General features: G+C 43.8%; 27 protein-coding genes and 1 pseudogene. 14 read left to right on the top strand and 14 right to left on the bottom strand.

Annotated features, from left to right (window positions below; all coding sequences use genetic code 11):
* The 9 genes from fliS to AACQ17_RS10645 all read right to left on the bottom strand — a co-directional run.
* Positions 1–402 (bottom strand): flagellar export chaperone FliS (fliS, locus tag AACQ17_RS10685; protein WP_094167553.1); only part of this gene is annotated, 402 nt, incomplete at its 3' end.
* A 10-nt stretch (positions 403–412) separates the two neighbouring features.
* The gene (locus AACQ17_RS10680; RefSeq protein ID WP_013856304.1) at positions 413–718 is read right to left on the bottom strand and encodes a flagellar protein FliT; all 306 of its coding nucleotides are present in this window, start codon (positions 716–718) and stop codon (positions 413–415) included.
* Between the two features lies 1 nt (position 719).
* Positions 720–2,720 (bottom strand): flagellar filament capping protein FliD, encoded by a 2,001-nt coding sequence (gene fliD / locus AACQ17_RS10675; RefSeq protein ID WP_013856303.1) that lies wholly within the window; start codon positions 2,718–2,720, stop codon positions 720–722.
* A 22-nt stretch (positions 2,721–2,742) separates the two neighbouring features.
* A complete protein-coding gene (gene flaG / locus AACQ17_RS10670) occupies positions 2,743–3,171 on the bottom strand; it encodes a flagellar protein FlaG (protein WP_013856302.1) in 429 nt (142 codons plus the stop codon).
* A 74-nt stretch (positions 3,172–3,245) separates the two neighbouring features.
* Positions 3,246–4,376, bottom strand: coding sequence for a flagellin (locus AACQ17_RS10665; RefSeq protein WP_026028066.1), 1,131 nt, complete (start codon positions 4,374–4,376; stop codon positions 3,246–3,248).
* Between the two features lie 285 nt (positions 4,377–4,661).
* On the bottom strand, positions 4,662–5,795 hold the full coding sequence (locus AACQ17_RS10660) for a flagellin (protein ID WP_013856299.1): 1,134 nt from the start codon (positions 5,793–5,795) through the stop codon (positions 4,662–4,664).
* Between the two features lie 243 nt (positions 5,796–6,038).
* Complete coding sequence (locus tag AACQ17_RS10655) at positions 6,039–7,172, bottom strand: flagellin (protein WP_094147538.1); 1,134 nt, start codon at positions 7,170–7,172, stop codon at positions 6,039–6,041.
* Positions 7,173–7,297: 125 nt separating this feature from the next.
* Positions 7,298–8,200 (bottom strand): Dyp-type peroxidase, encoded by a 903-nt coding sequence (locus AACQ17_RS10650; RefSeq protein WP_094147537.1) that lies wholly within the window; start codon positions 8,198–8,200, stop codon positions 7,298–7,300.
* 66 nt (positions 8,201–8,266) lie between these two features.
* A complete protein-coding gene (locus tag AACQ17_RS10645; RefSeq protein WP_088732761.1) occupies positions 8,267–8,734 on the bottom strand; it encodes a DUF2919 domain-containing protein in 468 nt (155 codons plus the stop codon).
* Between the two features lie 179 nt (positions 8,735–8,913).
* Between AACQ17_RS10645 and AACQ17_RS10640 the strand changes: the two genes are divergently transcribed.
* Both AACQ17_RS10640 and AACQ17_RS10635 read left to right on the top strand, forming a co-directional pair.
* Positions 8,914–9,255 (top strand): DUF2956 domain-containing protein, encoded by a 342-nt coding sequence (locus AACQ17_RS10640; RefSeq protein ID WP_094147536.1) that lies wholly within the window; start codon positions 8,914–8,916, stop codon positions 9,253–9,255.
* A 4-nt stretch (positions 9,256–9,259) separates the two neighbouring features.
* Positions 9,260–9,613, top strand: a complete 354-nt coding sequence (locus tag AACQ17_RS10635; RefSeq protein WP_094147535.1) for a DUF4156 domain-containing protein — start codon at positions 9,260–9,262, stop codon at positions 9,611–9,613.
* A 21-nt stretch (positions 9,614–9,634) separates the two neighbouring features.
* Here the strand turns inward: AACQ17_RS10635 and AACQ17_RS10630 are convergent, their stop codons facing one another.
* Complete coding sequence (locus AACQ17_RS10630) at positions 9,635–9,922, bottom strand: winged helix-turn-helix domain-containing protein (RefSeq protein ID WP_010318729.1); 288 nt, start codon at positions 9,920–9,922, stop codon at positions 9,635–9,637.
* Between the two features lie 203 nt (positions 9,923–10,125).
* On the opposite strand from AACQ17_RS10630, the gene AACQ17_RS10625 reads away from it, so the two are divergent.
* From AACQ17_RS10625 to AACQ17_RS10610, 4 genes are read left to right on the top strand one after another with little or no spacing between them, the layout of a single operon-like run.
* The gene (locus AACQ17_RS10625) at positions 10,126–10,473 is read left to right on the top strand and encodes an ArsC family reductase (RefSeq protein ID WP_094147534.1); all 348 of its coding nucleotides are present in this window, start codon (positions 10,126–10,128) and stop codon (positions 10,471–10,473) included.
* A gap of 16 nt (positions 10,474–10,489) precedes the next feature.
* On the top strand, positions 10,490–11,623 hold the full coding sequence (gene dapE / locus AACQ17_RS10620; RefSeq protein WP_094147533.1) for a succinyl-diaminopimelate desuccinylase: 1,134 nt from the start codon (positions 10,490–10,492) through the stop codon (positions 11,621–11,623).
* A 3-nt stretch (positions 11,624–11,626) separates the two neighbouring features.
* A complete protein-coding gene (locus AACQ17_RS10615) occupies positions 11,627–12,310 on the top strand; it encodes a M15 family metallopeptidase (RefSeq protein WP_094147532.1) in 684 nt (227 codons plus the stop codon).
* A gap of 1 nt (position 12,311) precedes the next feature.
* The gene (locus tag AACQ17_RS10610) at positions 12,312–12,491 is read left to right on the top strand and encodes a DUF2897 family protein (protein ID WP_170906945.1); all 180 of its coding nucleotides are present in this window, start codon (positions 12,312–12,314) and stop codon (positions 12,489–12,491) included.
* A 43-nt stretch (positions 12,492–12,534) separates the two neighbouring features.
* On the opposite strand, the gene bamC is transcribed toward AACQ17_RS10610, so the two are convergent.
* Entirely contained in the window at positions 12,535–13,554 is a 1,020-nt protein-coding gene (gene bamC / locus AACQ17_RS10605) for an outer membrane protein assembly factor BamC (RefSeq protein ID WP_094147531.1), read from the bottom strand.
* Positions 13,555–13,605: 51 nt separating this feature from the next.
* A complete protein-coding gene (dapA, locus tag AACQ17_RS10600; protein ID WP_094131614.1) occupies positions 13,606–14,484 on the bottom strand; it encodes a 4-hydroxy-tetrahydrodipicolinate synthase in 879 nt (292 codons plus the stop codon).
* A 282-nt stretch (positions 14,485–14,766) separates the two neighbouring features.
* On the opposite strand from dapA, the gene AACQ17_RS10595 reads away from it, so the two are divergent.
* From AACQ17_RS10595 to AACQ17_RS10560, 8 genes and pseudogenes are all read left to right on the top strand, one after another.
* Positions 14,767–15,309 (top strand): glycine cleavage system protein R, encoded by a 543-nt coding sequence (locus AACQ17_RS10595; protein WP_017042763.1) that lies wholly within the window; start codon positions 14,767–14,769, stop codon positions 15,307–15,309.
* A gap of 13 nt (positions 15,310–15,322) precedes the next feature.
* Positions 15,323–15,655: pseudogene (gene bcp / locus AACQ17_RS10590) on the top strand (thioredoxin-dependent thiol peroxidase); the annotation flags it as partial.
* Positions 15,656–15,746: 91 nt separating this feature from the next.
* Positions 15,747–17,150, top strand: coding sequence for a tyrosine-type recombinase/integrase (locus AACQ17_RS10585; protein WP_088729054.1), 1,404 nt, complete (start codon positions 15,747–15,749; stop codon positions 17,148–17,150).
* Positions 17,150–19,495, top strand: a complete 2,346-nt coding sequence (locus tag AACQ17_RS10580; RefSeq protein ID WP_094147130.1) for a hypothetical protein — start codon at positions 17,150–17,152, stop codon at positions 19,493–19,495. Before AACQ17_RS10585 ends, AACQ17_RS10580 begins: the two co-directional genes overlap by 1 nt.
* A gap of 14 nt (positions 19,496–19,509) precedes the next feature.
* Positions 19,510–21,693, top strand: coding sequence for a tyrosine-type recombinase/integrase (locus AACQ17_RS10575; RefSeq protein ID WP_094147129.1), 2,184 nt, complete (start codon positions 19,510–19,512; stop codon positions 21,691–21,693).
* Between the two features lie 2 nt (positions 21,694–21,695).
* A complete protein-coding gene (locus AACQ17_RS10570; protein WP_094164004.1) occupies positions 21,696–22,199 on the top strand; it encodes a bacterioferritin comigratory protein in 504 nt (167 codons plus the stop codon).
* A gap of 168 nt (positions 22,200–22,367) precedes the next feature.
* Positions 22,368–22,832 carry a thioredoxin-dependent thiol peroxidase gene (gene bcp / locus AACQ17_RS10565; protein ID WP_047886770.1) on the top strand — a complete coding sequence of 155 codons (465 nt, stop codon included), beginning with the start codon at positions 22,368–22,370 and terminating at the stop codon, positions 22,830–22,832.
* A gap of 38 nt (positions 22,833–22,870) precedes the next feature.
* The gene (locus tag AACQ17_RS10560; protein ID WP_094147128.1) at positions 22,871–23,524 is read left to right on the top strand and encodes a recombinase family protein; all 654 of its coding nucleotides are present in this window, start codon (positions 22,871–22,873) and stop codon (positions 23,522–23,524) included.
* Positions 23,525–23,733: 209 nt separating this feature from the next.
* On the opposite strand, the gene AACQ17_RS10555 is transcribed toward AACQ17_RS10560, so the two are convergent.
* Positions 23,734–24,345, bottom strand: a complete 612-nt coding sequence (locus AACQ17_RS10555) for a mobile mystery protein B (protein ID WP_094147127.1) — start codon at positions 24,343–24,345, stop codon at positions 23,734–23,736.
* Positions 24,342–24,830 (bottom strand): mobile mystery protein A, encoded by a 489-nt coding sequence (locus AACQ17_RS10550; protein ID WP_094147126.1) that lies wholly within the window; start codon positions 24,828–24,830, stop codon positions 24,342–24,344. Before AACQ17_RS10550 ends, AACQ17_RS10555 begins: the two co-directional genes overlap by 4 nt.
* Between the last annotated feature and the right edge of the window lie 33 nt (positions 24,831–24,863).

Here is a 24,863-nt window from a genome sequence, read left to right as displayed (position 1 = left end):
CACTTCGCTTGCCGTTAGATTGTGGTATTCAGGAGGGATTTGATCCCATGCTGATTTAATTTCTCGAATGATGTCGATCACATCATCCAGTGGTTGCGGGTCATTTTGATGATTCGCTTCGGTGATCTGAGTGATCATAAATTCATAAAGCTGATCTAAATTTTTTGCAATATCCCCGCCATCACTCATCGATAAGCAACTGCGTAAGCTAATAATGATATCCAATGCTTTACCAAGGCGTTCACCCTTACTTGGAATATTCCCCTGTAGCATTGCTGCTTTTGCTTGAATAAGGCGTTCAATGGCACCCGCCATCAACATTTGTACGACTTTATGCGGCGAGGCCGCACTGAGCTGGCTATCCACTGATACCTTTTTGTATGCCTGTAAAGAACCGCGCATAGTCTTCCTCTTATAAAAACTTTTTGTATTGCTGAACGGATTTATTACCGTGTCGGTATTTTTGGAGCGTTCTACCGATCTCGACCGTTTTTGACTGCATCAGTTCAACAAGATGTTTAGTTTCATCAATAGCCTCTCGCCATTGGCTCGACATTGCAAACTGTGGATTTTCTGACGCATGCGTCAGTAAGTTTTGCAATATCCGTTCCCTTTTATCGACAAGATGATTGATTTCTTCAGTATTAATTTCATCAATGACAAGCATTGCTCTTATTTGGTGATCTAGATCACTTAAAAGGTCGAGTTGCTGCTCCATATCAGCCGCCTAACGCATTCATCATACCAGCTAATTGGTTCTGCATTTTACTGGTCGCGTCTTGCATTGCTGAAAACTTAGAATGCGTTCGCTTCTCCAAACTGTCCATGCGGCGATCAAGTGCCGCTTGGTCGTCCGCCACACGGTAGTTGCGTTCTACTAAGCTTTTTTCGCGTGTGCGAATCGACCCTGTAACCCCCGTCATGCTCTGAATAGCATCTTCAACCCGTTTGGCAAATCCTTGGTTTCCACCAAAGAACTCACCTAGCTTATTAAAGTTGTTATTGAGTTGGCGATCTAGCATGTCGTAGTTAATTTCAAGTGTCCCTTGGCGTGTGGTGGTAATACCAAACTCAATCAGACTTTTGATCTCTTCTGGAGCCTGCTCAATTCTAGTCGAAAAAACACTACGTAGGCGGGAGTCTGCACTGCGCACAATACTGTCACCCGCCAGTGGCCCTGCTTGGCCAGTCCGAGGGTCAACGCCTCCAAGTTCTTTAGAGACCTGATAAAACTGATTATACGCCGCGACAAATTGTTCAATATCATCGCGCACGGTTTTGCGGTCATATTCGATGCCAATTTCAGCCGGTGGTTTGCCTTTGGCCGTTTGCCCTTTAAGGGTCAAATCAACCCCTTCAATCGCATCTTCAATCACGTTGTTGTTGCTAGAAAGGGTCGCCACACCGTCCAAAACCACCACGGAATCTTGGCCTGCTTGTACTTGAGTCATACCTTGATAGGCGTCAAACGATGCTTGTGCCGCTCTAAGCTCAGCATCTGCTTTGTCCACTTTATCTAAATACTCACGCTCTTGCGGGTCAAGCTTTTCACGCTCTTTCTGCTTGGCTTGCTCTGGCGTCAGTTCACCACTACGCACCGCCGCCGCAACCGCGGCTTTTTCAGCTGCTAATTGCTGTTCAAGCTTGGCTTGCGCTTCTTTGGGGGTGACATAGGAGTCAACCAAAGTACCAGAAGCGGTATTGGTCCAACCGGGCACATCTGGCGCTTTTTCTAACGCAGTTGCATCAAGCTCTGGCTCAGGTTCATAGTAGGAATCGAGCAAGGTGCCAGAGGCGGTTTCAGTCCACCCTGGAATACGATCTTGCGGTTTCAGATATTTATTGGCAGCAACACCGGCGGCGGCGGCAGCTTTGACGGCGGCGTCGGTTAATTCACCGGCAGCATTAGCAACTTTACCGTCGGCAGCTACTTGCCCGGCGACTTCTTGAACACCACTCGCCATACTTTGGTCAACTTCGCGTGCCGCCGCACCTATTTTCTCGGCGACTTTTGCAGCGATAGCTTGTTGAGCTGGCGTGAGTGGTGCAATGATTTGTTGCGCCGCAGCGCGTGCTTTTTCTAAATCTTTAACGCGTTCTTCCAGCGTTTTGTATTCTAGATTTTTGAGCGGATTTCCGGCATCAGACTGAGCATTAATTTTAATGTCATGATCTTTTCCAGATAGATTAGAGGCCACAATCAAACGTGGCCCTTCAACATCATTGATTACCGAAGCACGAACCCCGGGATTGGTTTTAGTGCTGTTGATACCGCGAACGATATCAATCAATTTTGAATTGGCTTGGACATCAACATCAAACTTCTGATCACCAAGTGAAATCTGCAGCTTACCAGGACCAAACTTTGCCTCTTTATCTAAAACATCCGAGGCAACTTTATGGCTCTGTGCAAGCTGCAACACATCGATAGCATATTTACCTGCTATTGCGTCAGTGGTGGCTGTCGCGGAGACGACATTTTCATCAGTAGTATCGACTTTTCGCAAAGCGAAAGCCTTCTCCTGACGAAAATTCGTCATAAGATTTTTCATCGTATCCAGCGACTCTTTGAGCCGGCCGTAGGCACTGATACTGGCATCAATTTGGCCAAGCTCATTATCAATACGTTGCTGCTTAGGAACGCGCTCTGCATTGACAATTTTGCTGACCAAGGAATTGATATCCATGCCAGTATTCATACCCATCGGGCCTAAGCTCATTAAATCACCTCAAAAACTACGATTACACCTTAGCAACCAATAAACCTGTACTGTGGTCTTTTTGTCTGGCAAGGCGTCGCAAAACCTCTAGCATTTCCTCGTTCGGGATCTGACGAATAATGTCACCAGTACTGGCTTCATAAATCGTCACAACATCCCGTCCTGATTCTTCATCGACTCTAAACGCTAAGTCTTTGTTGATAGATGAGATAAATTCATTCATCTGCTCTACCATCTTGGCTCTTTCCGATTTGTTGATCTGCTCTCGTTGCTGTGCAAGCTCGATTGCCGCTTCAACGCTTTGGTTTTGCCTATTTCTTAACTGTTCAGTACGATTCACCTCATTTTGTTTCGAGGAAGCGCGTGTCGCGCCATCGTTTTCTGAAGCAAATTTAATGCCACTTTGCGAGCCGTAAGGCTGGATGTTCGATGTGTAGGATGGTATTTCCATAACAATCTCCCTTCCACCTCATAGGTTGGCAGTGAAAACACTGCTTTCCCCACAAAGCTCCATTCGCCTATCGGTTAACCCAATAGACTAAGAGCTGCAGATGGTGACTGCTTCGCCTGTGCCAAAACTGACGTACTCGCTTGCTGCAAAATCTGCGACTTCGTCATTTGGGTTGTTTCACGGGCATAATCAGTATCCTTAATTCGACTACGAGAAGCGTTGACGTTCTCATTGATGTTATCAAGGTTACTGATGGCATGACCGAAACGGTTCTGGAATGCACCTAACGAGGCGCGTTGGCTATCAACGGCCTTTAGTGCACCATCAATCAAAGCTACAGCTTCCTGAGAGCCGCCAACTGTTGTGACATTGATGTCTTTGACGGTTACGTCTTTACCTGCAGCAAAACCAATTTCAGTACCCAGTCCACCACCAATAGTGACATCGCTTGAGACTTTTTGATTGGCGGCAAACAGTTGCAGTTTACCTTCATCACCGACTGAAGCTTTGATGTCACCATTTTGACCATTAATGTAAGTAGCGACTTCTTCTAAGTCATCACCCGCTTTAGCGTTAATAGTGACTTCGCGAGCTTCTCCTTGTTTATCAGTATAGCTCAGAGTCAGATCCGTCGCATTGGTGACTGACCAGTCAGGCGCTTTGCCATTTGTCGCGACATAGCTCTTACCGCCCATCGCTTTTGTGTCAGAACGCATGTCGCTCATGGAAAGCATCACAGCTTCACCAGAATCGGCACCAATTTGGAAAGATTTATTACCAAACGAACCATTTAGCAGTTTATTACCACCAAACGAGGTTGTTTCAGCAATACGGTTTAATTCATCATTGAGTGCTGAGACTTCCTCTTGGATCGCTTGGCGTTCTGAACTTGAGTTAGAACCGTTTGCTGATTGCAAAGAAAGATCTCGCATACGTTGCAAGATATTGGTGGTTTCATTCATTGCACCCTCTGCGGTTTGTGCAATGGAGATACCATCATTTGCGTTTCTTACCGCCATATCTAAGCCACGGCTTTGTGACGTTAAACGGTTTGAGATTTGTAGACCCGCTGCATCATCACGCGCGCTATTGATTTTATAGCCCGATGACAGACGCTCCATCGATTTCTGCGTACCATCAGCGGCGTTATTTAAATAACGCTGTGCGGTCATTGCAGACACGTTAGTGCTTACATTAATTGCCATATTGATCTCCTTAGGCATTGTGTTGATGTACTTCCGTGTCTCTCACCTCACGTCGGTACACCTCATTTCTCTCGTATCCTTTAACGGCGAAAGATTTATATCCTTTAGAAAAAAATAAGCCTTTTTTTAAAATTTATGCAGCGAGCATGAGAAATGTGATTAGCGTCAAAAAGTAAGAAAGATAATGCTGCATCGACTAACACTTTTTCCACTTTACCGCTAAGCAAAAAAATCCAGCCGAGGCTGGATTTTCATTAAGGGTAACTCTTGAGCTATTGGGCTCTTTTAGCCAAGTAAGCTAAGTGCCGCTTGTGGCGCTTGTTTTGCTTGAGCCAGCACTGAGCTCGATGCTTGAGAAAGAATTTGCGACTTAGTAAGCGCTGTTGTTTCTTTGGCAAAGTCAGTATCTTTAATACGGCTCTTAGAAGCACTCACGTTTTCGTTAATGTTATCTAAGTTGCTGATTGCATGGCTAAAGCGATTTTGGAATGCACCTAATTGTGCACGGTGGCTATCTACAAATTGCAGTGCAGCATCAACAATGGCAACCGATTCTTGAGCGCCACCCACAGAGGTCACATCAATGACATCTACGGTAACAGCTTGACCAGCTTGCATGCCGAGCTCACCAGCAAGACCGCCTGCGAATGTTACAGGGCCTTCTACTTTATTACTGCCAGCGAAGACTTGTAGTTTTCCTTCATCATCAACTGATGCTTTCACCATATCAGTTTGGCCGTTGATGTAAGTCGCCAACTCTTCAATATCATCGCCTTCTTTAGCTGAGATATTGATAGTCTGATCTGTACCTGAGGTATCTTTCAGGGTGATTTGTAGATCGTTGCTGCCGGCTTGAACTGACCAATCTTTATCTTTGCCGTTCGCCGCTTGGTAGCTTGTGCCGCCCATCATAGCATTGTCACTACGCATGTTGTTTAGGCTAAGCATGACGGCTTCACCGTTATCCGCACCGATTTGGAATGACTTAGTTTCAAAAGTACCGTTAAGTAATTTGTTACCACCAAATGATGTGGTTTCTGCAATACGGTTTAACTCGTCATTCAGAGCGGTGACTTCTTCTTGAATCGCTACACGGTCTGCTTTTGAGTTTGAGCCGTTAGCTGATTGTAGTGACAAGTCACGCATACGTTGCAAAATGTTGGTCGTTTCATTCATCGCACCCTCAGCGGTTTGTGCAATAGAAATACCGTCATTCGCATTACGTACTGCTACGTCAAGACCGCGGCTCTGAACATTCAAACGGTTAGAGATTTGTAGGCCTGCCGCATCATCTTTTGCGCTGTTGATTTTAAAGCCAGAAGATAGGCGTTCCATTGATGTTTGTTGTGCATTGCTAGCGCCGTTTAGGTAACGCTGTGCTGTCATCGCTGATACGTTGGTATTTACATTAACTGCCATGGTGATTACTCCAATTGATTTTCCGATGTTTCCGGTTTCCGACGTCTCGGAAAACCAAATAGTTCTCTCAAAGTTACTTTTTATAACGGCGGTATTTTCCAAAGCTTGAGGATTTTTTTTCGATTTTCTTAAAAAAAATGTGTTTAGTGTAAAAAACAGGATAAGAGGTCAAAAACCCACCAAAAAGGTAATAATTTCGCTAAAGATTTGTTATTAAAAGTCGATAAGTGTTGCTTTTTATCGCTAGCGAAGTAAGGCCAATGCTAGGTTTGGCTGTTTTTTGGCTTGCGCAAGAATAGAGGTACTGACTTGTTGTAGGATTTGCTGTTTTACCATTTGGGTGGTCTCTTTCGCATAGTCCGTATCTTTAATTCGACTGTTTGAAGAAGCGAGGTTTTCATGTACGTTGTCGAGATTGTTGATAGCGTGGTTAAAACGGTTTTGCAAAGCGCCTAACTCAGAGCGATGGCTATCAACGTACTGCATTGCGGTATCAATGATGGCAACCGCCCGCTGCGCACCACCGACTTCGGAAATATCAAGAGTGTCTACTGCTTCATATCCCGTCACATTCATTTGCAACTGATTGGCTAAGCTACCTTTAAAATCAATAGTCCCAGAGGTTTCTTTACCCGCCATGAACAGCTGTAGCTGTCCTTTGTCGTTGACTGACGCCGATACTTTATCGGTTTGCCCATTGATGTAGGTTGCCAACTCTTCAATATCGTCCCCTACTTTTGCTTGGATTTGAATGTTGTGCTGTTTTCCCTTGGCATCGGTATAGCTCATGGTGAGCTGCCGATTATCTTGTGTCACCTGCCACTGGCTATCCGCCATGCCTGCCGCAACATAGCTAAAGCCCCCCATATCCAAACTGTCTGAACGCATATTTTTTAACGAAACTTGCACTGCTTCGCCAGAGCTCGCCCCTATCTGAAATGAGGATTGACCAAACGAACCGTTCAGTAACTTACGACCACCAAAAGAGGTGGTTTCAGCAATTCGGTTTAATTCATCGTTCAAGGCGCTCATTTCTTCCTGTAAAGCTTGCCTATCCGCTTTACTGTTCGCGCCATTCGCCGACTGCAAAGAGAGATCTCGCATACGCTGAAGCAGGCTGGTGGTCTCTTGCATTGCACCTTCAGCAGTCTGCATGATTGAAATGCCATCATTAGCATTGCGTACAGCGACATCTAAGCCCCTCATTTGCGACTCAAGGCGATTCGAAATTTGTAAACCTGCAGCATCATCTTTGGCACTATTAATACGCTTCCCGGAAGCAAGACGCTCCAAAGATTGATTCAACATTTCGCTTGCTGAGCCTAAGTGGCGCTGCGCAATCAAAGCGGAAACATTGGTATTAACGGTAATTGCCATAACAGACCCATGCCATAGAATGAATGATCTCTTTATCGGACAGTAGACGCTTTTCTTTACATAAAATGCTTAAAAAAGAAAAACCGAGCACAAGGCTCGGTCCGATAGTAGGTCAGTATTGAAACTTACTTTAGTTCAAGATGTTGCAGCATCTCAGCTGAAGGGGCAAAAAAGTACGCACCCGTTACGGCCTTGGTAAAGCGCAGCAGTTGGTCTGTTTTACCGTCCGCCACACCATACATACTTTCCAACATCACTTTAAAGTTATGCAGCGTATGGCAATAAGCAATGAATAGTAAACCGTGCTCACCACTCACCGTACCGTAAGGTAAGCTATGACGAACAATTTTCAGCCCTTTCCCCTCTTCTTTGATATCGACACGGCCAACGTGAGACGCTGCAGGTACATCATCAAGCTCAATCGAATCAGGCTTAGTGCGCCCAATCACTTTTTCTTGCGCCGCCACATTTAAGCGATTCCAAGCTGGAAGGTTATGCACAAAACGCTGCAACATCACATAGCTGCCGCCAGCAAATTCACCATCAGCAATCAGTGCAACTTCTTGACGTTTTTCGGCTTTAGGGTTTTCAGTGCCATCGATAAAGTCCGTCATATCTCGCGCATCTAAGTAACGAAATGAGTAGGTTTCATCCACCATTTCAACCAACTCAGCCACAGGTTCCATCCATTTACGCAACACATAAAACAGCAAGTCATGACGATGAGAATGGCAGTGAATCAACACATCCACCTCGGTACTTGGTGCTATGGTTTCGCCTTTACCAAGCTCAGGAAAATCAATCAGCTCTTGTGGTATGCTTTGGTTTAAACGCTGCCAAAAGGTGCGAGTAAATGCGACCGACACGGTTAATTCAGCGCCGGGTTGATGTTGATTTATCTCATTGACTAAAGCGGGCAATGCTTTCAATTGCGCTAAAACATGCGCCGGATTTTGTTTTACTTTTAAAAGGCTAAACAGTGCAAACGGACCTGCTTCAGGCAGAATCGCGGTTTGAGGTTGTGTCATAAAATATCCTCACTTACTTATTTTTGCTCAGTGTAATTCAGTTTTTGGGGGAGACCTTGATTGGGATCACGCCTTGTCTATGAGCGGGATAGAAAAACAATCACGCACACTTTTACTCTTCAGTAGATATAGACCAAACCATAACAGCACCAACAGTGTGCTTGCATTGGCCCAATTAAAAACGCCGTGCTCTAAATAGATATGATAAAGCGTTTGTATAAATTGCAAGATAACCATAAGTAACGTCAGCGGTTTTCCCATGCTGACGATGCGGTTTAGCCACGATCGTTCAGGAGCACGTAAGCTGATAAGCCACATCAGAATGATACTTGGCAAGCCCATAATCAACCCCAAATAAAGCATCGAATGGTCTGGGTAAACAATGGTTAAAATCGTCGTGCCATTATCTCGGCTTGCTCCTGCCACCACGAAAACAATCCAAGCTTTTGCCAAAAATAACCAACCAAGCCAGATAAGTTTAGGGGCTTTAAGAAAACCATGTTGGTCGTATCGCTCTAACGCATAACGCATCAATACCTTCGCTCTTTTAAAAAAACGTTTTTACTTTAGCGGATAGATTTCAAATAGCTAGCCAGATCTTTTGCTCTTGACCAGTTTCTAACTTGAGCATCACGCATAGTGATCAATCTCAATAGTGAAGGATGACGATACGTGATAGGGTAAGCGCCTGTCTATAGCCGCTTGTAAACGTTATGAATAAAACGATTATTCCCTCAGAACAAACTCAGCAACAAGCCATGAAAGTCGCCTTAGCCACTCAAAAGCAAGGGCAAACGAAAGAACAAACCAAGCTGATCGCTCAAGGCATTGAGAAAGGCATAGCCTTGTATAAAAAGCAGCAAAAAGAGAAAAGCCGACAGGCAGATAAAGCCAAAAAAAGAGCATTGCAGCTAAAGAGAACCGCACAAAATACGGAAGAAGAACCCGCACATATTGAAACTGCATCCAGCTTGGTATCGACCTCATGGTTACCTTGGGCACTGCTAATCGTGAGCTGGCTTGGTTTTATCTCTTATCTAGTTCTGAAAGGTTAAACTTATGAAAAGACTGTCTATATTATTGCTGGCAGCGCTAATGATAGGCTGTAGCTCATCACACAACCCACTCCCAAACGATGCAGATCGCATCCAGATCCGTACTGATGCCGGATTTGATGCTGGTCAGTGTGACTGGTTAGGGGATGTGACAGGCAGTGAAGGTTACTGGTTCAGCTCTTGGCTCATTCCCAATGACAGATTGATTCGAAGGGCGGTAAACGAGCTAAAAACTCACGCTCATCAACTGGGAGGCGATACAGTAACGCTCGACTACTCCAATTATTTCAAAACCTCTGTCACGATTTTCGGTACTGTTTATCGTTGCTTACCCAATGTGGATATGAAAACACCATAAAAAAAGCCAGCAAATGCTGGCTTATGCACTAAATCCAAGGCTAGTCGCAATATCACAGCGACGATCTAATACCCATTGACTATCAAATGGCCCCCAATCAGAGAGTTGATAGTAACCATCATTGTGACGCCTTCCATCTTGAACAAACATCAGTTCAATCCCTATTCCTGGCAGTGCTTTCAGGACATCCTGAATCGTACGGCGAGGCCACCCCGTTTTTTCGATGAGTTTGGGCACGTTTGGTCTTTCAAGGCTTTCTACTAACAAAGCTAAATACAGTCGCCTTGCAAAAACAGGACTCAGTTCCATTGACACCTCCTATTACTGTGCCGCTTCATTATTTCTGTTTTCACATTTAGAGTGTTGCGTTCGATCAATAACTTTCCAATCGTAAGCAACTGAAACACATTTTTTTTAAACAACGAAATAAAAGCATCTCTATTTTGTAAGCCACAGCGCTTCCTGATAGGATTTGACCATTAAAAAAATAATACGCCTCAACAAGGATTTTTATGACGATCACCATGTATGGCATTCCCAACTGCGACACCATTAAAAAAGCACGGAAATGGTTGGAAGCTGCGGGGGTGGATTACCAATTTCATGACTACCGCAAACAAGGTATTGATGCCGAGCTCGTGGCTCAATTTTGCCAAGCGCTTGGTTGGGAAAATGTACTCAATAAACGCGGTACAACCTTTCGTCAGCTCACGCACTCACAAAAAGAGTCGTTAGATGCTCACAATGCAGTGACCTTGCTGGTTGAACAGCCTGCTATGATCAAACGACCTATTTTATTGGTCGACACCCATTACCATCTCGGTTTTAATGCTCAGCAATACGCTACTATTTTCTCTTAATACAAGGATTTCAAGGATGACAGACAGCCCTGTACTGGCGCTCGCAAAAGATCTCATTAGTCGCCAATCAGTAACTCCTGAGGATGCAGGTTGCCAAGACCTGATGATTAAACGCTTACAAGCGCTAGGGTTTGAAGTGGAAACAATGGTCTTTGAAGATACCACTAATTTTTGGGCTCGCCGCGGCACTCAATCGCCTCTTTTTGCCTTTGCTGGCCATACGGATGTGGTTCCCGCGGGTCCTTTAGCGCAGTGGCATACAGCGCCGTTTGAGCCGACTGTAATTGATGGTTATTTACATGGGCGCGGGGCGGCAGATATGAAAGGCTCGCTTGCTTGCATGGTTGTCGCTGTCGAGCGCTTTATTGAACATCATCCTAACCATCAAGGTTCGATTGCCTTTTTGATCACTTCAGATGAAGAAGGGCCATTCATCAATGGCACCACTCGCGTAGTCGATACGTTAATGGCGCGTAATGAGCCAATTGATATGTGTATCGTCGGTGAGCCATCGAGTACATTAAATGTGGGCGATGTGATAAAAAATGGCCGTCGTGGCTCAATTACAGGCGATCTACAAATAAAAGGGATTCAAGGACACGTTGCTTATCCTCACCTTGCCAATAACCCGATTCACCAAGCCTTGCCAGCGTTAGCCGAACTTGCGGCAATAAAATGGGATGAAGGGAACGCTTATTTCCCACCGACCAGCTTCCAAATTCCAAACTTGCAAGCTGGCACGGGAGCATCAAACGTCATCCCCGGTGAGTTTGACGTGCAGTTTAACTTCCGTTTCAGTACAGAGTTAACCGATGAAGAGATCAAGCGCCGCGTGCATTCTATCTTAGATGCCCATGGATTGGATTATGAATTACGCTGGACATTAAGCGGCCAACCTTTCTTGACCGATACGGGCTCATTACTGACTGCCGTCGTTAAAGCCGTCGATGAGGTGAACCACAAATCCCCAGAGCTATTGACGACAGGGGGCACATCTGATGGACGCTTTATTGCCCAGATGGGCGCACAAGTGGTCGAACTTGGTCCTGTTAACGCGACAATTCATAAAGTTAACGAGTGCGTTAAGATTGCCGATTTAGAGAAACTGACGGATATGTACCAAAAAACCCTAGAGAATTTATTGGTGTAACCCATGACTCCAGAGCAGTTGACCGGACAAACCGACTCCCATTTAACATCAGTGCTGATTGGGCAGAAATCTTTCTTGGTTCACCCCGGGGTGATCCAAGATTTGCTCGCTCTAAAGCAAGCGGCTGACGATGCTGGGTTTAATTTCCATATCGCCAGTGGGTTTCGTGATTTTGAACGCCAATTGAACATCTGGAATCGGAAAATGTCAGGGCAAGCCGCATTACTGGATAATAACAGCCAACCGCTAAACCCTGCTCAGTTAAGCGAAGAACAAAAGATATTCACGATTTTGCGCTGGTCAGCGCTGCCCGGTAGCAGCCGCCACCATTGGGGGTGTGACTTTGATGTTTTTGATCGCAAAGCATTACCGACAGGTGTCATGCTCAAGCTTGAACCGTGGGAATATCTCTCAGGCCACCAAGCTCCTTTTTATCAATGGATGAAAAAGCATTTACCTAAGTTTGGTTTTTTCTTCCCCTACCAAGGAAAGAAAGGCGGTGTTGCGTTTGAACCTTGGCATATTAGCCACAAAACAGCGGCTAAAGACTGCCTTGACCTGTTGACGCCAAGCGTATTGGCGACACAGCTTGAAAACATGCCGCTCCTAGGTGTGTCGACGGTACAAGAGAACTTAGATCGGATCTACACTCAGTACATTGTTAACATCAGCCAACCGGAGTCCTGATATGGAATTCATTACCAACCCTTGGGTTATCACTATTGTAATCTTAGCGGTGTTTATCGGTAATATTGCCGCGCTGAAATACACGGCTAACATGAAATTTGGCTTGAAAGGGAAGAAGAGTGATCTGGATAAACTCAACGAACTTGATAAGCACGAAGACTCAGATTCAGAGCAAAAATAAAGGGACTTTCGTCCCTTTGTTTTTCATGGATTCGTCATCACAATTACTGACGCTCGGCAATCGCCGACAGTACAGGCACCATATCTTTCAATAGCTCCTCTTCCACCGGCTTGCCGGCTGAATTGGTCACATTGATCGAGGTACGGTTACCTAAATCACCTAATAAGAAGGTGTAAGTTCCACTTTTCAGCGAGATCGGTTTCACGCCAATGTCTTGCCAAAAGGCGTCATCTGGCGCGGAGTATTTCGCTTTTATTGTACCTTGAGATTGGTTGCGCTCTTCGAGCGTAAAACCGAACTGCGGCATAAGATTAGGCAAACGTTGCCACAGAACATCGTAAGAGGTACGAGCAATAATTACAGGGAAACCACTACGGTCACTGCCCATCGTAATGGGGATCTGTTTAACCAACTGTTGAGCTTTACGTGCTGCTTCTTGACGTAGATCGGTATCGTAACGAGCCGTGACCAAATTGGTCATGAACGCATTATAACGCTCTTTATTTGTGGCACTCACTGGCATCTCTTTGCCACCTTCACGCCAACCAGTCAATGAAATCTTAAAGCCAAAACGATTATTCGCCATCACCCGTGAGATTTGGTAGCGGCTACCAATCTCAACTTCTTCATCTTCGGAAACCCAAGTCACCCAATCAGTATCAATCTGGTTTTCACTTTGTGCAGCGATACCAATATTTCGCTCTTTAAGCATGGCTAACGCAGTTTGCCACACCTTGTCGGCTTCATCTTGCTTGATCATCCATAATGTCACTTCACCATTTTGGCGCTCGGCACGCGCGCCAGGGATCAATTCTAATACTTGTTGAGGAGGACGAATATCCACAGTACGGCCAATGCCACCTTGGAAGTCACCTTCAGGGATCTGGTAATTAGGGTAAAACTGCGGAGTGGCTCCTTCAGGAAGTTGCCACTCTTTTAGAGCCGGGGTTTCTAAATAAGCAAAATCATCTTTTGCTTGGCGACGCTGAGAAGCGTTACCAGCACATGCGCTTAAAACAAAAACAGCTAGTGAACTGATAACTAGCTGATGAGTAAATTTCATTCAAACTCCTAGACTGCCGAGGAAAAAGCCTCGGCACAATATTGAATCGATTTAGAAGATACAAGCTTCGGTCATGGCTTGGGCAACCGTTGAACGTACAGGTTCAGACAGTTCAGTCAAAGGTAGACGTAGATCACCATTTGTAATCAATCCCATTTTGTGAGCAGCCCATTTCACTGGGATCGGGCTCGACTCAACAAACAGACCTTTATGCAAAGGCATTAAACGTTGATTAATAAGCTCAGCCTCGTCGAATCGGCCTTCTAATGCTAAGTGCATCATCTGCGCCATATCTTTAGCGGCAATATTATTCGTCACCGAAATAACACCTTGTCCACCTAATTTAACGAACTCCAAACCCGTCGCGTCATCGCCACTTAATAAAATAAAGTCTTTTCCACAAAGCTCACGATGCAGAGCCACTCGGCCCAAATCACCTGTTGCATCTTTCAAAGCGACAATCGTTTTAATTTCAGCAAGGCGAGCGACCGTTTCAGGACGCAAATCCACCGCTGTACGGCCTGGTACATTATAGAGAATCTGAGGGATATCAGTCTCTTGAGAAATTGCTTTGTAGTGTTGAAATAAACCTTCTTGGGTTGGTTTATTGTAATAAGGAGTCACACTTAAACAGCCAGCAATACCTGTGTTATTTAATAAACGACTAAACGTTACCGCTTCATGAGTAGCATTCGCACCCGTTCCCGCAATCACAGGAATACGTCCTTCGGCAAACTCGACGGTTTTTGCGACAACTTTGACATGCTCTTCAACGGTAAGCGTGGCAGATTCACCCGTTGTTCCGACGGCAACAATGGCGTCAGTTCCGGCTGTCACGTGAAAGTCCACCAGCTTCTTCAAACTAACAAAATCAACCTCACCATCATGATTAAACGGTGTAATGAGCGCTACGATACTTCCTGAAAACATGTCCATCTCCCTAATTTGTTACTTTCTGCATGGTACTGTAAGGCGATTGAAAAACACAAGGGATTAAATTCGCTTAATCAGCCCATTTGGATGAATATTTATCAGATGTTAGAGGTTTAACAAACAACATCAATTAAGGGCAAACTTTATAGCGGATCTGAATATGCCGATGTCAACAACACGTTATTTTCAAGACGGAGTTCTTAAAAAGCTATTCCACCACCGTTCCTCTATAATTTAACTGTGATAACATGCCCAAAACGATAAAAGTGAAGCGATATTATGACTCAGCATCTAGTGATCACTGCTGTAGGGACAGACCGCCCTGGTATCTGTAATGAAGTGGTACGTTTAGTTACGCAATCAGGCTGCAATATCATCGATAGCCGAATTGCTTTGTTTGGCAAAGAGTTCACGCTCATCATGCTGGTCTCTGGCAATACAAACCACATCACCCGAGTAGAGACAACCTTACCTTTATTAGGCCAACAACATGATCTCATCACCATCATGAAACGTACATCACCTCATGATTATCAAGATAATGCCTATACGGTTGAAGTGTTTGTTGAGTCTGAAGACAAAATTGGCCTAACAGAGAAATTCACTCAATTTTTTGCCAATCGTAATATTGGTATGGCTTCACTGAGTGCGCAGACGATTCATAAATCGAAGTTACGTCTTGATCACGACCAATTTCATATTGCCATTACCGCCAGTGTCGATTCAGGGTGTAACTTAATGCAACTACAAGAAGAATTTGACAGTTTATGCAAGACACTGGATGTACAAGGTTCGCTCAACTTTATAAAAAACAGTCAATAAAAAAGGAAGAATAATGAAAACGCTTACTGCAGGCACGCCAGCACCTGCTTTTTCACTTTTAGATCAAGATGGAAATACCGTTTCCCTTGCTGATTTCTCAGGGAAAAAGGTGTTGTTCTACTTTTATCCTAAAGCCATGACACCAGGTTGTACTGTTCAGGCTCAAGGCCTTCGAGATGTAAAAGCAGAACTCGACGCTCACAACGTGGTGGTACTCGGAGTCAGCACTGATCCCGTGAAGCGTTTAGGAAAGTTCATTGAACGTGATCACTTAAACTTTACTTTATTATCCGATGAAGACCACGTGGTTGCTGAGCAGTTCGGCGTATGGGGTGAGAAGAAGTTCACCCTTAGAAAATTTCCATGACAATAAACCTTGATAATTTTTTATGACAAATCTATCTTTGATATGAGGGTAACATATTGAGGGTTGTTTTGTGATAGAAACGCATGAAGACAAATATTCTGATATTTATGATGACTACCAACTGCTTTCCATCGAGGTAGATACATTAGCAAAGCTACAAATTTCAGCGAGTATCGATACTGAATCTGGAGAAGTGACGCACTCCCCCTACCTTTCCCCTTCCAATCTGGAATCCCGCTTGAAGAAAACCGATATCATCATTGCACCTGATGGGACGGTTGTTTACCCACAGTCCCTATACCTAGTGTCTAAATTGCGTGGTGAAGGAAAAGTCAAAGACACAGGGTCGATTGCAAAAGGCTTGTTAGCTTTTACTCGTTATTTAGATTCCACTCACTACTCTCAAATTGATGAAGATGGTAATGAAATACCACCTGAATATCTAACTTATAAAACCCTATCGAGGTATGAGGAAGAAGGTGCGCCTTGGCGATTTGCGGAGTTTCTACTTGCGAACTGCAATAATATTGAAGGTGCTAATGGCGATGAAGCTTTTAGTTTATCTACCGCTAGAAGTTATATGAGTGCCGTTATTGGATTCTATAAGTGGATGCAAAAGTACGGCTACATCAAAAATGACGTTCAGAATGTTGTTACCCACTACACAACAGGAACGGTGCATCAAGAGTTAAATCAGCACGATATGTTGGCTCACACAAAGTCAGGTTCTAAACGTAATTATGAAACGTCCAATCTCATGAGGATGTTTCCAAAAAAAGAAAACACTCCCGCCCATAAAAAACTAAAACCCATGCACCCTGAGCACAAGGTTTTATTTAATGAGCATGTCAATTCACTCCCAAAGGCGACAAGATTAATCTTTCGGCTATGTGTCGAGGCTGGGCTAAGAATTGACGAAGCTATTCACTTCCCCGCTCACGATATAGGAAAGGCTGACTACAGTGATTTAGATGCAGTACCAGTCAAAATCACTCACACAAAAGGTAGTAAGCCTCGAACCGTAGACATTCCCATTGAGCTTTACGAAGAGCTAGAGATGTACAAAGAAAGTAACTCACGACTTACGAACCTAAACAAACGCAATGAGCTTGTTCAGTCAGGTGAGGTATTAGATACCGTAGAGTACCTCTTTATTTCAAATAAAGGAACTCCCTACTCAGGCAGCACTTTAGAAACGCACTTTTCAAACTTTCGAAAACAGATACGTGAAGTAGATTCTTCTTGGTATTACAGGATTCATGATTTGCGTTCTACCTTTGCAACTCATTGGCTTTGGCAGGAGTCGCAAAAGCGTGCCGTTGGCTATGACTTCCTTATGGATGAACTAGCGGAACTAATGGGGCATGCAAGCACGTCAACCACTGAGAAATACATTAAGTTCATGAATAAACTGGACGACCAAATCAATATGGCTAAAGCGAAAAACCTCAAAATAAACGGAGGCTGGGCGTAATGGCGAAAAGTAAAATTACCAGACAAACCAATTCAGTTAAGCATGTACGCAATAGCCAAAATGTCGTGCCTTTGAATCTGACAATTCCTTATAAAAATTCGAGGTCAAATAAACCAAAGCAGTTCGATGTTTCTCACTTATTGCACTTAGGGTGTAACAAAGAAAATGAGAAAATAGACAGTCGAGCAGTATTTATTAGGCGGTTTTGCGAGAAAGCCAACCAATATGCCAGTAATGGTAAATCAGCAAGTACAGTCACATCTAACTACTTATTCTTGCGTTCCTATCTTGCTTTTTGTGATACGGTAAATGTTGACCCATTCACCGAAAGTGGTTATCTAAAGTTTGCTGGTAACGATGGCGAATTAAGGCATCGTATCAAGATGTTTCGCCCTTCAAGGCACCTATGGGAATACAATCATGGTGATGAGCTAGGTATTAAAGAATCGACAGCTCCCTCTATACTTACATCCCTTCGTTATGCGCTCCATTGGTGTGACTTGCCTGTTTCCGATTGGGCTTTGCATCATCGGGGGTTTGCAGGAGAAAAAACACCCTATAAAGGATATTCAGAGGAAGAAGAAGAGCTTCTTGTGACACGTTTGAGTCATTTATTCTTCACTCTCGCACCACAGCTTATTGCAGCCAAAGAAAACAACACACCTTTGCCAGAAACGCTTCCGCTTATTATTGACCTTGGTGAACATGAAGAAGTGATTCAAATTCCAACATCATTGGATGTGACCTGGGGCGGAACAAGTAAAGATGGCACAAGCGTTAATACTGGTGCCGCTTTTAACCTCACGATGGGCGCTGCATATCATTTGATGTGCTATTTCACCTCACTGAACGACAGCAACGTTCGAAATATTGCCCATCCAATTAAGGTTCATACAGAAGAGCGAGATAAGAGCCTGCAAGTTGTGAAAGTCTCAGGTCATAAGCCCAGAGCGAACAAAGAGGTCGATGCTCTGTTGGCAGGTGAGCAATTTGACATTGATAAGCGTGATGGTGTGAAGTTTATTCGATTACTCGAACGACTATCCAAGCTATATGGCAATAGTGAAGATGGCTCAGAGTTAATATTCACCCTCAATAATCACGCTGATGTGAATCATACCTTTAATTTAAAAGAGATAAATAAAAGACTCGTTCACCAACTACACTTGCTATCTCCGTACCGGGCTGGCAACCTACCTTGGTTTAAAGAGCTTTTTTACGCCTACCGCAACCAACAAACAATCACGTTAAAGAAAGTCGTTAATCACCTGGGGCGCACTGTTGTTCATAAAGAAGTCAAGACAACGACCAAAACCAAGGCTGGGCAAGGGGCAACCAATAGCGCCTATTGTATTTTATCTTGCTACACCGACTTACCGCTTAAAGGGATTTTACTTCCGCTTACCTACTCCGAAAAAGATAGTGATGGCAATATTACCGTTTCTTTTAACTATAGAAATGGCATCGGCGGCTTCTTTAAAGTCCCCGTTTCTGATTTAGCTGTAGTCAAAGAAATTGAGCAATATTCTAAAGAGAGAGCAAACAAGCAGGCCAAGAAATATGAACGACTACTTTTAGCGAAAAGGAACCACCACGTCCCTAAAGATTGGGAAGGCATCAGCCCTATTTCAGCAGAGCTAATGCGGACTTGGTCTGTTGAAACAAACCATTACTACCTCTCTCTTCAATCGAGTCGCTGGCGAGAAATGACCAGTAACCAAGCCCATGCCGAAGGTGGAATTCAAGGCGCTCAAAGCTTACTCCAGAACGCGAAGGAAACGTTAGAGAGAAGTTACCTAAACGGGCATCCATTGCTAAATAAAGTCATCCTATCTCAGAGTATAGAAGTCATTGAAAACCTCGATAATGAAACGAGCTTAGAGCAAGCAAAAGATATTGTGGTGAAAAGGCGTGGTATTCCGATGTTGTCACACGATGAGTGGAAGAAAAAGCGCACAGCAAGCAATGCAAAAACCAACCCCAACGGTCTGACTTGTAATGGGCAACAAGCCATTAGTGATGGTAAAAATACGCAGCGAGAAACAAACTATGCAGTAGGCCTAAGCTTACCTTGTGCTGAATTTGATATGTGTTACAAGTGCCAATCAGCCAAGGCGGTAGATGACGTTGAAGCTGTTTATAGGCTCATTTCATACATAGATGTTCTTAAAGAAACACTTGATATGTACCCTGATGTGAAAAGTGATATTCATGAGAAAATTGAACAGTTTGAATATACGCTAGATGGGGCTAGTGACGATGTATTTGGCGAGGCTATGCAGCGATTTAATACCCAAGGTCGTCATCCAAGAGTCTCTTTCGACCACGCTCTTTTATCCTCATAGTAATGGAGGCTAAAATGATAAAACTCTCTGACCTTGAGCATCAAAATAAGCTTCTTAAAGCACAAAAAAATGTTGGCGCTCATGCAAATTACTTAATGGATGTCTTAAAGCCAGCCATTGAGCGTGGTAATTGGGATGAACTCGAAAGTCTTGAGATAGGCTTTACTGTTACGGGTGAATCATTAGGTAAAATTGGAGATAGTGAAGCTTGGAGAAACCTACAGCCTTATTTTGAGCCAAGAGCAAAGAAAACCATTACCATTGATTTTACGCTCGATGGTAAAGTTATTGAACGTAACCTAAAAAATCAGCTTAAAACCCTCTTACTTAAAATGATGTGGCTATCACCTCACAACCATTCATTTTTGACTCTTTGGCAAGCATTAAGCTACCTAAAGAAAGTCATTATCCCGCTTTTAAATGAAGGATATAACACCTTATCCGCTTTAGACTTTGATAGACTAGAAACTTGGGCATTAACAAGCTTTACCGACATCGACTTTGAAAGAGAGACAATTTACAAAGGGTTAAATCGCCTTTATAAAGAAGCAAGAGGCTTACCGTTTGAGGTTAACCTAAATAAAAAGCTTAACGCTTCTGACTTTGGTTTAGCAATCAAAGAATCCGAGCAATATACCGTCATTCCACAGAGGCTCTACTATCTTGGTCTTCAAAAGTCAGAAGCCCTGATTAATGAAGCTTATGCCCTGCGTGATGAGCTAGAGAAATTGGCAGAATATATCACCACCTACTTTGATAAGGCCTATGTAGGTTATGCTAAGTACCTGGTCAGTGGTGAGGCTAGACAAAAAAACGGTGGTATTACATGGCTCTTAAAAAAAGAACGCAACCAGCGCACCACTGCTTTTAAACAAGCCTTCACCGCCATGCATTCTCCAAATGAAGAAGAAATATTGACGCTTCTTCACCGTCACAAACCAGCGATACCGAGCAGCCACATTGATAACTTCCATACCGAACGTAAGCTAACGATTGGACAATGGACCATCACCAATCTCAGAGAGGCTCAATCGCTTTTTATAAAGCTCAATGGTGGCAGCCTATGGGGGTTAATGGCTCGAACAGGAATGAGAGCTGATGAGATGTATGACCTAAACACAGCTCAGGGCTGCACGACTGAGATAATAAAAAGGCAGAAGATACACGTTATCCATGCCAACCTATCAAAGACAGCGAAAGGCTCTCAATCAAAGCAAGATGAATTTGTCACTACTGAAATCGGCATGAAAGCGTATGAGGTTCTTCAAGCGCTACATGCACCACTAAGAAAGCGGCATCCAGACTCACAATCTTTTTTCCATAAAACAAAAGAAGACTGTAGTGAAATAACTCAGGTTCAACTAGGGAAACATTCTCAAGCTTGGTTTGAAAATGCTATGGGCGAAGAACTTGAGCTCACCAATGAAGACATTATTGACCTAAAAACATCTGACCCAAATTTATCGTTTGAAGTGGGTGTCGATTATAGGTTTTCAGGGCATCAACTTCGCCGCTCTTTTGCTTACTACTTAATTGGTTACGAACTTTGTAACTTTCCACAACTCAAACAGCAATTTAGTCATGTATCTATGGCAATGACCCGGCACTACGCTAAGAACGCCAGCAAGTTTCAAAAGCTCAGGAAAAAGAAGCAAAACCTTGCTAATGCCATTGATGAAGAAAGAATTGACCAGAAAGCCCGTGTTTATTTGAGCATCTATCAAAAACTGGCAAACAAAGAGCGAGTTGCAGGAGGCAAAGGTAAAGAGTTTGCTAAAAGCATGATGAAAACAGACCGTAACTTATTCAAGGATAAAGTTGATAATGACATGCTTTCTCTAAGCTATTGGAAAAAGCAAATTAGAGCTCAAAACCGCCACATTCATGCTGTTGCCCCAGGGGTATATTGTACTTCCACTACCTGTGGTTTAAGAACGCTAGTTAACCTAATGGAATGTGTAGACTGCAAGAATGATTACATTGTTGATGCCGTATTTGCCGAAGCAAAGCGTAAAGAAGCCGAAATTCACATGCTTTATGATATTGAAAACAACGAACTCACTCCTCAAACCGCCTCTGAATCTTACATAAAAGTTCAAGCTGCTGAACGCATTATGGATGATTTAGGTATCGACTTTGAGCCTGTCATTTTCCCTGATGAAGTTAAGAACTTACTCATCCCATACGGAGTGATTTAATAATGTCACAGATAACCAAAAATAAGCTAATCAAAGCATTGGAAAGGCTACTGGATGGTGATGTAACGAAGTTGGCATCAAAAGAGCTGCGTAATAAAGCTCGAAAGGGCAAGCTCAAAATCAACAACAGCAATGTTGAAAAAGAAGCCGGGCTTTCCGCTGGAGCACTCAGAAGGCATGATGACGTTGTTTTAATGATAAAAAATAAGTCATTAGAAGTACAAGTTTCTCAAGATGAAACAACTGACTCCCCAATTGAAGTTCTTCAAAAAGAAATAAAGTCACTGAAAGGTGAAAGAGCGCAAGCGAATAAAAAGAAAAAAGAATATTACGACGAAGCTCAAAGCCATAAGGAAACGTTAGCCGTTCAAGCTGCCACTCATATTAAGGTCGTTCAAGAACTTATGGGGATGTTACATGAAAGTCAGCGCGAAAAGGCAATGGATAAAATCGTATCGGCTCGTTCAGATAATATTATTGCTCCCCAATTTAGAAAACCAAAGTAGCTTTTAGCACTGTAACCTCAAAAGTCGTCCTGTTTAGTGTAATCACTAGACAGGACACTAAATTAACGATAAAAACGTACACTCTAACGTAATAAAAATGCACTAAAAAGGACGTAGCGAATAACGCTACGCCACATACCATTAATTGAGAAAGTAAGGACAAAACCAATGGCAATCGAAGCTGGACAAATCGCACCAGATTTTACCCTAAATGACCAAGACAATAACCCAGTGACGCTATCTGATTTTCAGGGAAAAAAGGTACTGCTCTATTTCTACCCACGCGCTTCAACACCCGGCTGCACAGTTCAGGCTAAAGGGTTACGAGATACTAAAGCTGAGTTAGATGCCCACAATGTAGTTGTTCTTGGTGTCAGCCCAGACACACCGCAAAAATTAACTAACTTTATCAACAAGCAAGAGCTTAACTTCACTTTGCTAGCCGATGAAGAGCACACTGTTTGTGAAAAGTACAATGTTTGGCAACTCAAGAAATTTATGGGCCGCGAAAATATGGGGGTAGTACGAACAAGCTTCCTGATTGATGAGTCTGGTAACCTTGAGCATGTATTTAACAAGTTCAAGACCAAAGATCACCATGAAGTCGTATTAGACTACCTAAACAGCAAATAAGCTTCCACAAGCAATTAACTCTTAACTTGGGGACAGGCATGATTGGCTACATTCGAGTATCTGATTCACAAAGAGCCGATGGCGAATCACAAAGAGAAGCTATCAAGGCGTACGCTGCTAAACGTGGCATACAAATAACGGATTGGATAGAAGAGCACGTGTCTGCCACCAAGACAGAGTTGAGTGAGCGGAAGTTATTTTCTCTCATCACCTCTCAACAAAGTATCATTGTATCGGATATCACTCGGTTGGGTCGCCATAAAGTTATGGAGCTAGTCGGTGCCATTGGTCAAATAGCCTCATACGGTGAGCTACATTTAGCATACAACGACACCATCATAAGCTCAGAGAACGTTGATAATGCTGAAATCATTTTTACAGTTATTGGGCAGTCTTTTGCCAGCGCTGTAGAAGCCAAGAAGCGCTCTGAGCGAGCTAAAGCTGGTCACGCTAAACGTAAGGCCAAAGGGCTATCATCTGGCCGTCAAAAGGGACAGAAGGTGAAATCAAGGCTTGATGAGCATACAGCGTTTATATTGAACCTTCTCGACACCAAGGCCACCAAATCTGAAATTCTTAAGCAACTAAACGAACGTGGTGTATCGATTTCTAGAAGTAGATTTTACTCTTGGTTGGAAGCTAGGGGGTTGCATAACAAGAAAGCTGAGTTTCAGGTGGACATGTTCTCATAGCAAGCCTAGTTTGTCTGACGTCCCTCACTTTTCGCAAACTCGTTTTTGTCCCAAAGTTACTTAGAATTGTCGTTGTGGTGCACTCCATTTCTGGGGACGATGGGGGTTGTTTTGGTGAGCTTGCTCTCTGTACAAAGAAAAGAGGCTGACGTTCCAGCCTCTTTTAACTATCCACACTGTAATTGTATATTTAGCTCTTAACGCTTGGTTTAAGTCACATTCCCTTTCGCCTGAAGATATTGAATTAAAGGCGCATAATCGCCGACATCAGCTTGGCGTAAGCTCGCAATGTACTCACCCCGCTCTTGGCTTTGTTTATCCAAATCTGTATTGGACCAAACTAAAGGCTTTTGTTTGAGTAGTACCATTCGTATGTAGTCCGTCATCACGCGCGAGTGACGTCCGTTGCCGTTAGGAAAAGGGTGAATTTTAACTAACCTGTGCTGTATCCGAGCCGAGAGTTCTAGGCTGTCATAGTGTTCAAACTCAATCCAGCATTTGATGTCTTCCAGTAAGTTGTGTAAATCTGGCCGGATATTCAGCGGATCGACACCAATGTTCAACTCTCGGTGACGGTAGCTGCCGGCCCATTCCCACACATCACCAAGCAAACGTTGATGCAACTCTTCCACAAACGCCATAGAAAGAATGTCATCCATGCTGGTTTTAGGCGTCGTGGCTAACCAACTCAACCCTTGTAGTATGTTGGCATTTTCAAGCTCATTAAGCTCTTCGCGAGTCGTGATGTGATCAAATTTCAGCCCGGCAACATCATCGGCATTTAGTTGGGTTGCGCCCTCTGGTTCAACAAACAGACTCATTGGTATTTCTCCTGCAAACTGACTTTCCACAAATCTCGGGTGCTGCCCGTTTTAATCTCATTGGCTAATTGAACCAGCGCTTGCTGTTGTTGCTCTGAGGTTAACTGCTGTGCTTCTAAAAACATCGATTGGTGGCTCATGGCCAAACGCTGCTTGGCCAACTCCATAGCGCGCGCTTCTATCATGTCATCAATCGACTGACGCGGAATAATCGCATAAACCAGTTCGGCATCGAGCCCGCTCGCCAGTTGTTTAAGTTGTTTGAGTGTGATGGTTTCATCGGTTTCTTTACGCTCCAATATGGAGACTTGATTACGAGAGAGATTAAGACGTTCACCTAATTGCGCGCCCGACATCCCCAAGGCCTCACGGATACTGCGCACCCAACCATTTTTCGGCGGTTTAGGCACAGATAAACCGAGTAAAGCGCTGATTTTTGCTTTGACTTGCTTGAGTGCAACGGCATAGACACCGGATTTTTTCATAATTTTGTATCTCTAATTAAATACACTGTGATG

Source organism: Vibrio sp. V10_P2A27P122, assembly GCF_963874335.1.
GTDB classification, from domain to species: Bacteria; Pseudomonadota; Gammaproteobacteria; order Enterobacterales; family Vibrionaceae; genus Vibrio; species Vibrio anguillarum.
The sequence above is the reverse complement of the archived record's forward strand: the minus strand, read 5'-3'. Positions and strand labels throughout refer to the sequence as shown.

Excerpts from the sequence above, each read along its gene's own strand:
- AACQ17_RS10555 (WP_094147127.1), bottom strand. The coding sequence starts at position 24,345 with ATGAGTCTGTTTGTTGAACCAGAGGGCGCAACCCAACTAAATGCCGAT.
- AACQ17_RS10680 (WP_013856304.1), bottom strand. The coding sequence starts at position 718 with ATGGAGCAGCAACTCGACCTTTTAAGTGATCTAGATCACCAAATAAGA.
- AACQ17_RS10625 (WP_094147534.1), top strand. The coding sequence starts at position 10,126 with ATGACGATCACCATGTATGGCATTCCCAACTGCGACACCATTAAAAAA.
- bcp (WP_047886770.1), top strand. The coding sequence starts at position 22,368 with ATGGCAATCGAAGCTGGACAAATCGCACCAGATTTTACCCTAAATGAC.
- AACQ17_RS10655 (WP_094147538.1), bottom strand. The coding sequence starts at position 7,172 with ATGGCAATTACCGTTAATACCAATGTTTCCGCTTTGATTGCGCAGCGC.
- AACQ17_RS10640 (WP_094147536.1), top strand. The coding sequence starts at position 8,914 with ATGAATAAAACGATTATTCCCTCAGAACAAACTCAGCAACAAGCCATG.
- fliD (WP_013856303.1), bottom strand. The coding sequence starts at position 2,720 with ATGAGCTTAGGCCCGATGGGTATGAATACTGGCATGGATATCAATTCC.
- AACQ17_RS10575 (WP_094147129.1), top strand. The coding sequence starts at position 19,510 with ATGATAAAACTCTCTGACCTTGAGCATCAAAATAAGCTTCTTAAAGCA.
- AACQ17_RS10550 (WP_094147126.1), bottom strand. The coding sequence starts at position 24,830 with ATGAAAAAATCCGGTGTCTATGCCGTTGCACTCAAGCAAGTCAAAGCA.
- dapA (WP_094131614.1), bottom strand. The coding sequence starts at position 14,484 with ATGTTTTCAGGAAGTATCGTAGCGCTCATTACACCGTTTAATCATGAT.
- AACQ17_RS10615 (WP_094147532.1), top strand. The coding sequence starts at position 11,627 with ATGACTCCAGAGCAGTTGACCGGACAAACCGACTCCCATTTAACATCA.
- AACQ17_RS10665 (WP_026028066.1), bottom strand. The coding sequence starts at position 4,376 with ATGGCAATTAATGTAAGCACTAACGTGTCTGCAATGACCGCACAGCGT.
- flaG (WP_013856302.1), bottom strand. The coding sequence starts at position 3,171 with ATGGAAATACCATCCTACACATCGAACATCCAGCCTTACGGCTCGCAA.
- AACQ17_RS10580 (WP_094147130.1), top strand. The coding sequence starts at position 17,150 with ATGGCGAAAAGTAAAATTACCAGACAAACCAATTCAGTTAAGCATGTA.
- AACQ17_RS10660 (WP_013856299.1), bottom strand. The coding sequence starts at position 5,795 with ATGGCAGTTAATGTAAATACCAACGTATCAGCGATGACAGCACAGCGT.
- AACQ17_RS10630 (WP_010318729.1), bottom strand. The coding sequence starts at position 9,922 with ATGGAACTGAGTCCTGTTTTTGCAAGGCGACTGTATTTAGCTTTGTTA.
- AACQ17_RS10650 (WP_094147537.1), bottom strand. The coding sequence starts at position 8,200 with ATGACACAACCTCAAACCGCGATTCTGCCTGAAGCAGGTCCGTTTGCA.
- AACQ17_RS10595 (WP_017042763.1), top strand. The coding sequence starts at position 14,767 with ATGACTCAGCATCTAGTGATCACTGCTGTAGGGACAGACCGCCCTGGT.
- bamC (WP_094147531.1), bottom strand. The coding sequence starts at position 13,554 with ATGAAATTTACTCATCAGCTAGTTATCAGTTCACTAGCTGTTTTTGTT.
- AACQ17_RS10610 (WP_170906945.1), top strand. The coding sequence starts at position 12,312 with ATGGAATTCATTACCAACCCTTGGGTTATCACTATTGTAATCTTAGCG.
- dapE (WP_094147533.1), top strand. The coding sequence starts at position 10,490 with ATGACAGACAGCCCTGTACTGGCGCTCGCAAAAGATCTCATTAGTCGC.
- AACQ17_RS10570 (WP_094164004.1), top strand. The coding sequence starts at position 21,696 with ATGTCACAGATAACCAAAAATAAGCTAATCAAAGCATTGGAAAGGCTA.
- AACQ17_RS10635 (WP_094147535.1), top strand. The coding sequence starts at position 9,260 with ATGAAAAGACTGTCTATATTATTGCTGGCAGCGCTAATGATAGGCTGT.
- AACQ17_RS10560 (WP_094147128.1), top strand. The coding sequence starts at position 22,871 with ATGATTGGCTACATTCGAGTATCTGATTCACAAAGAGCCGATGGCGAA.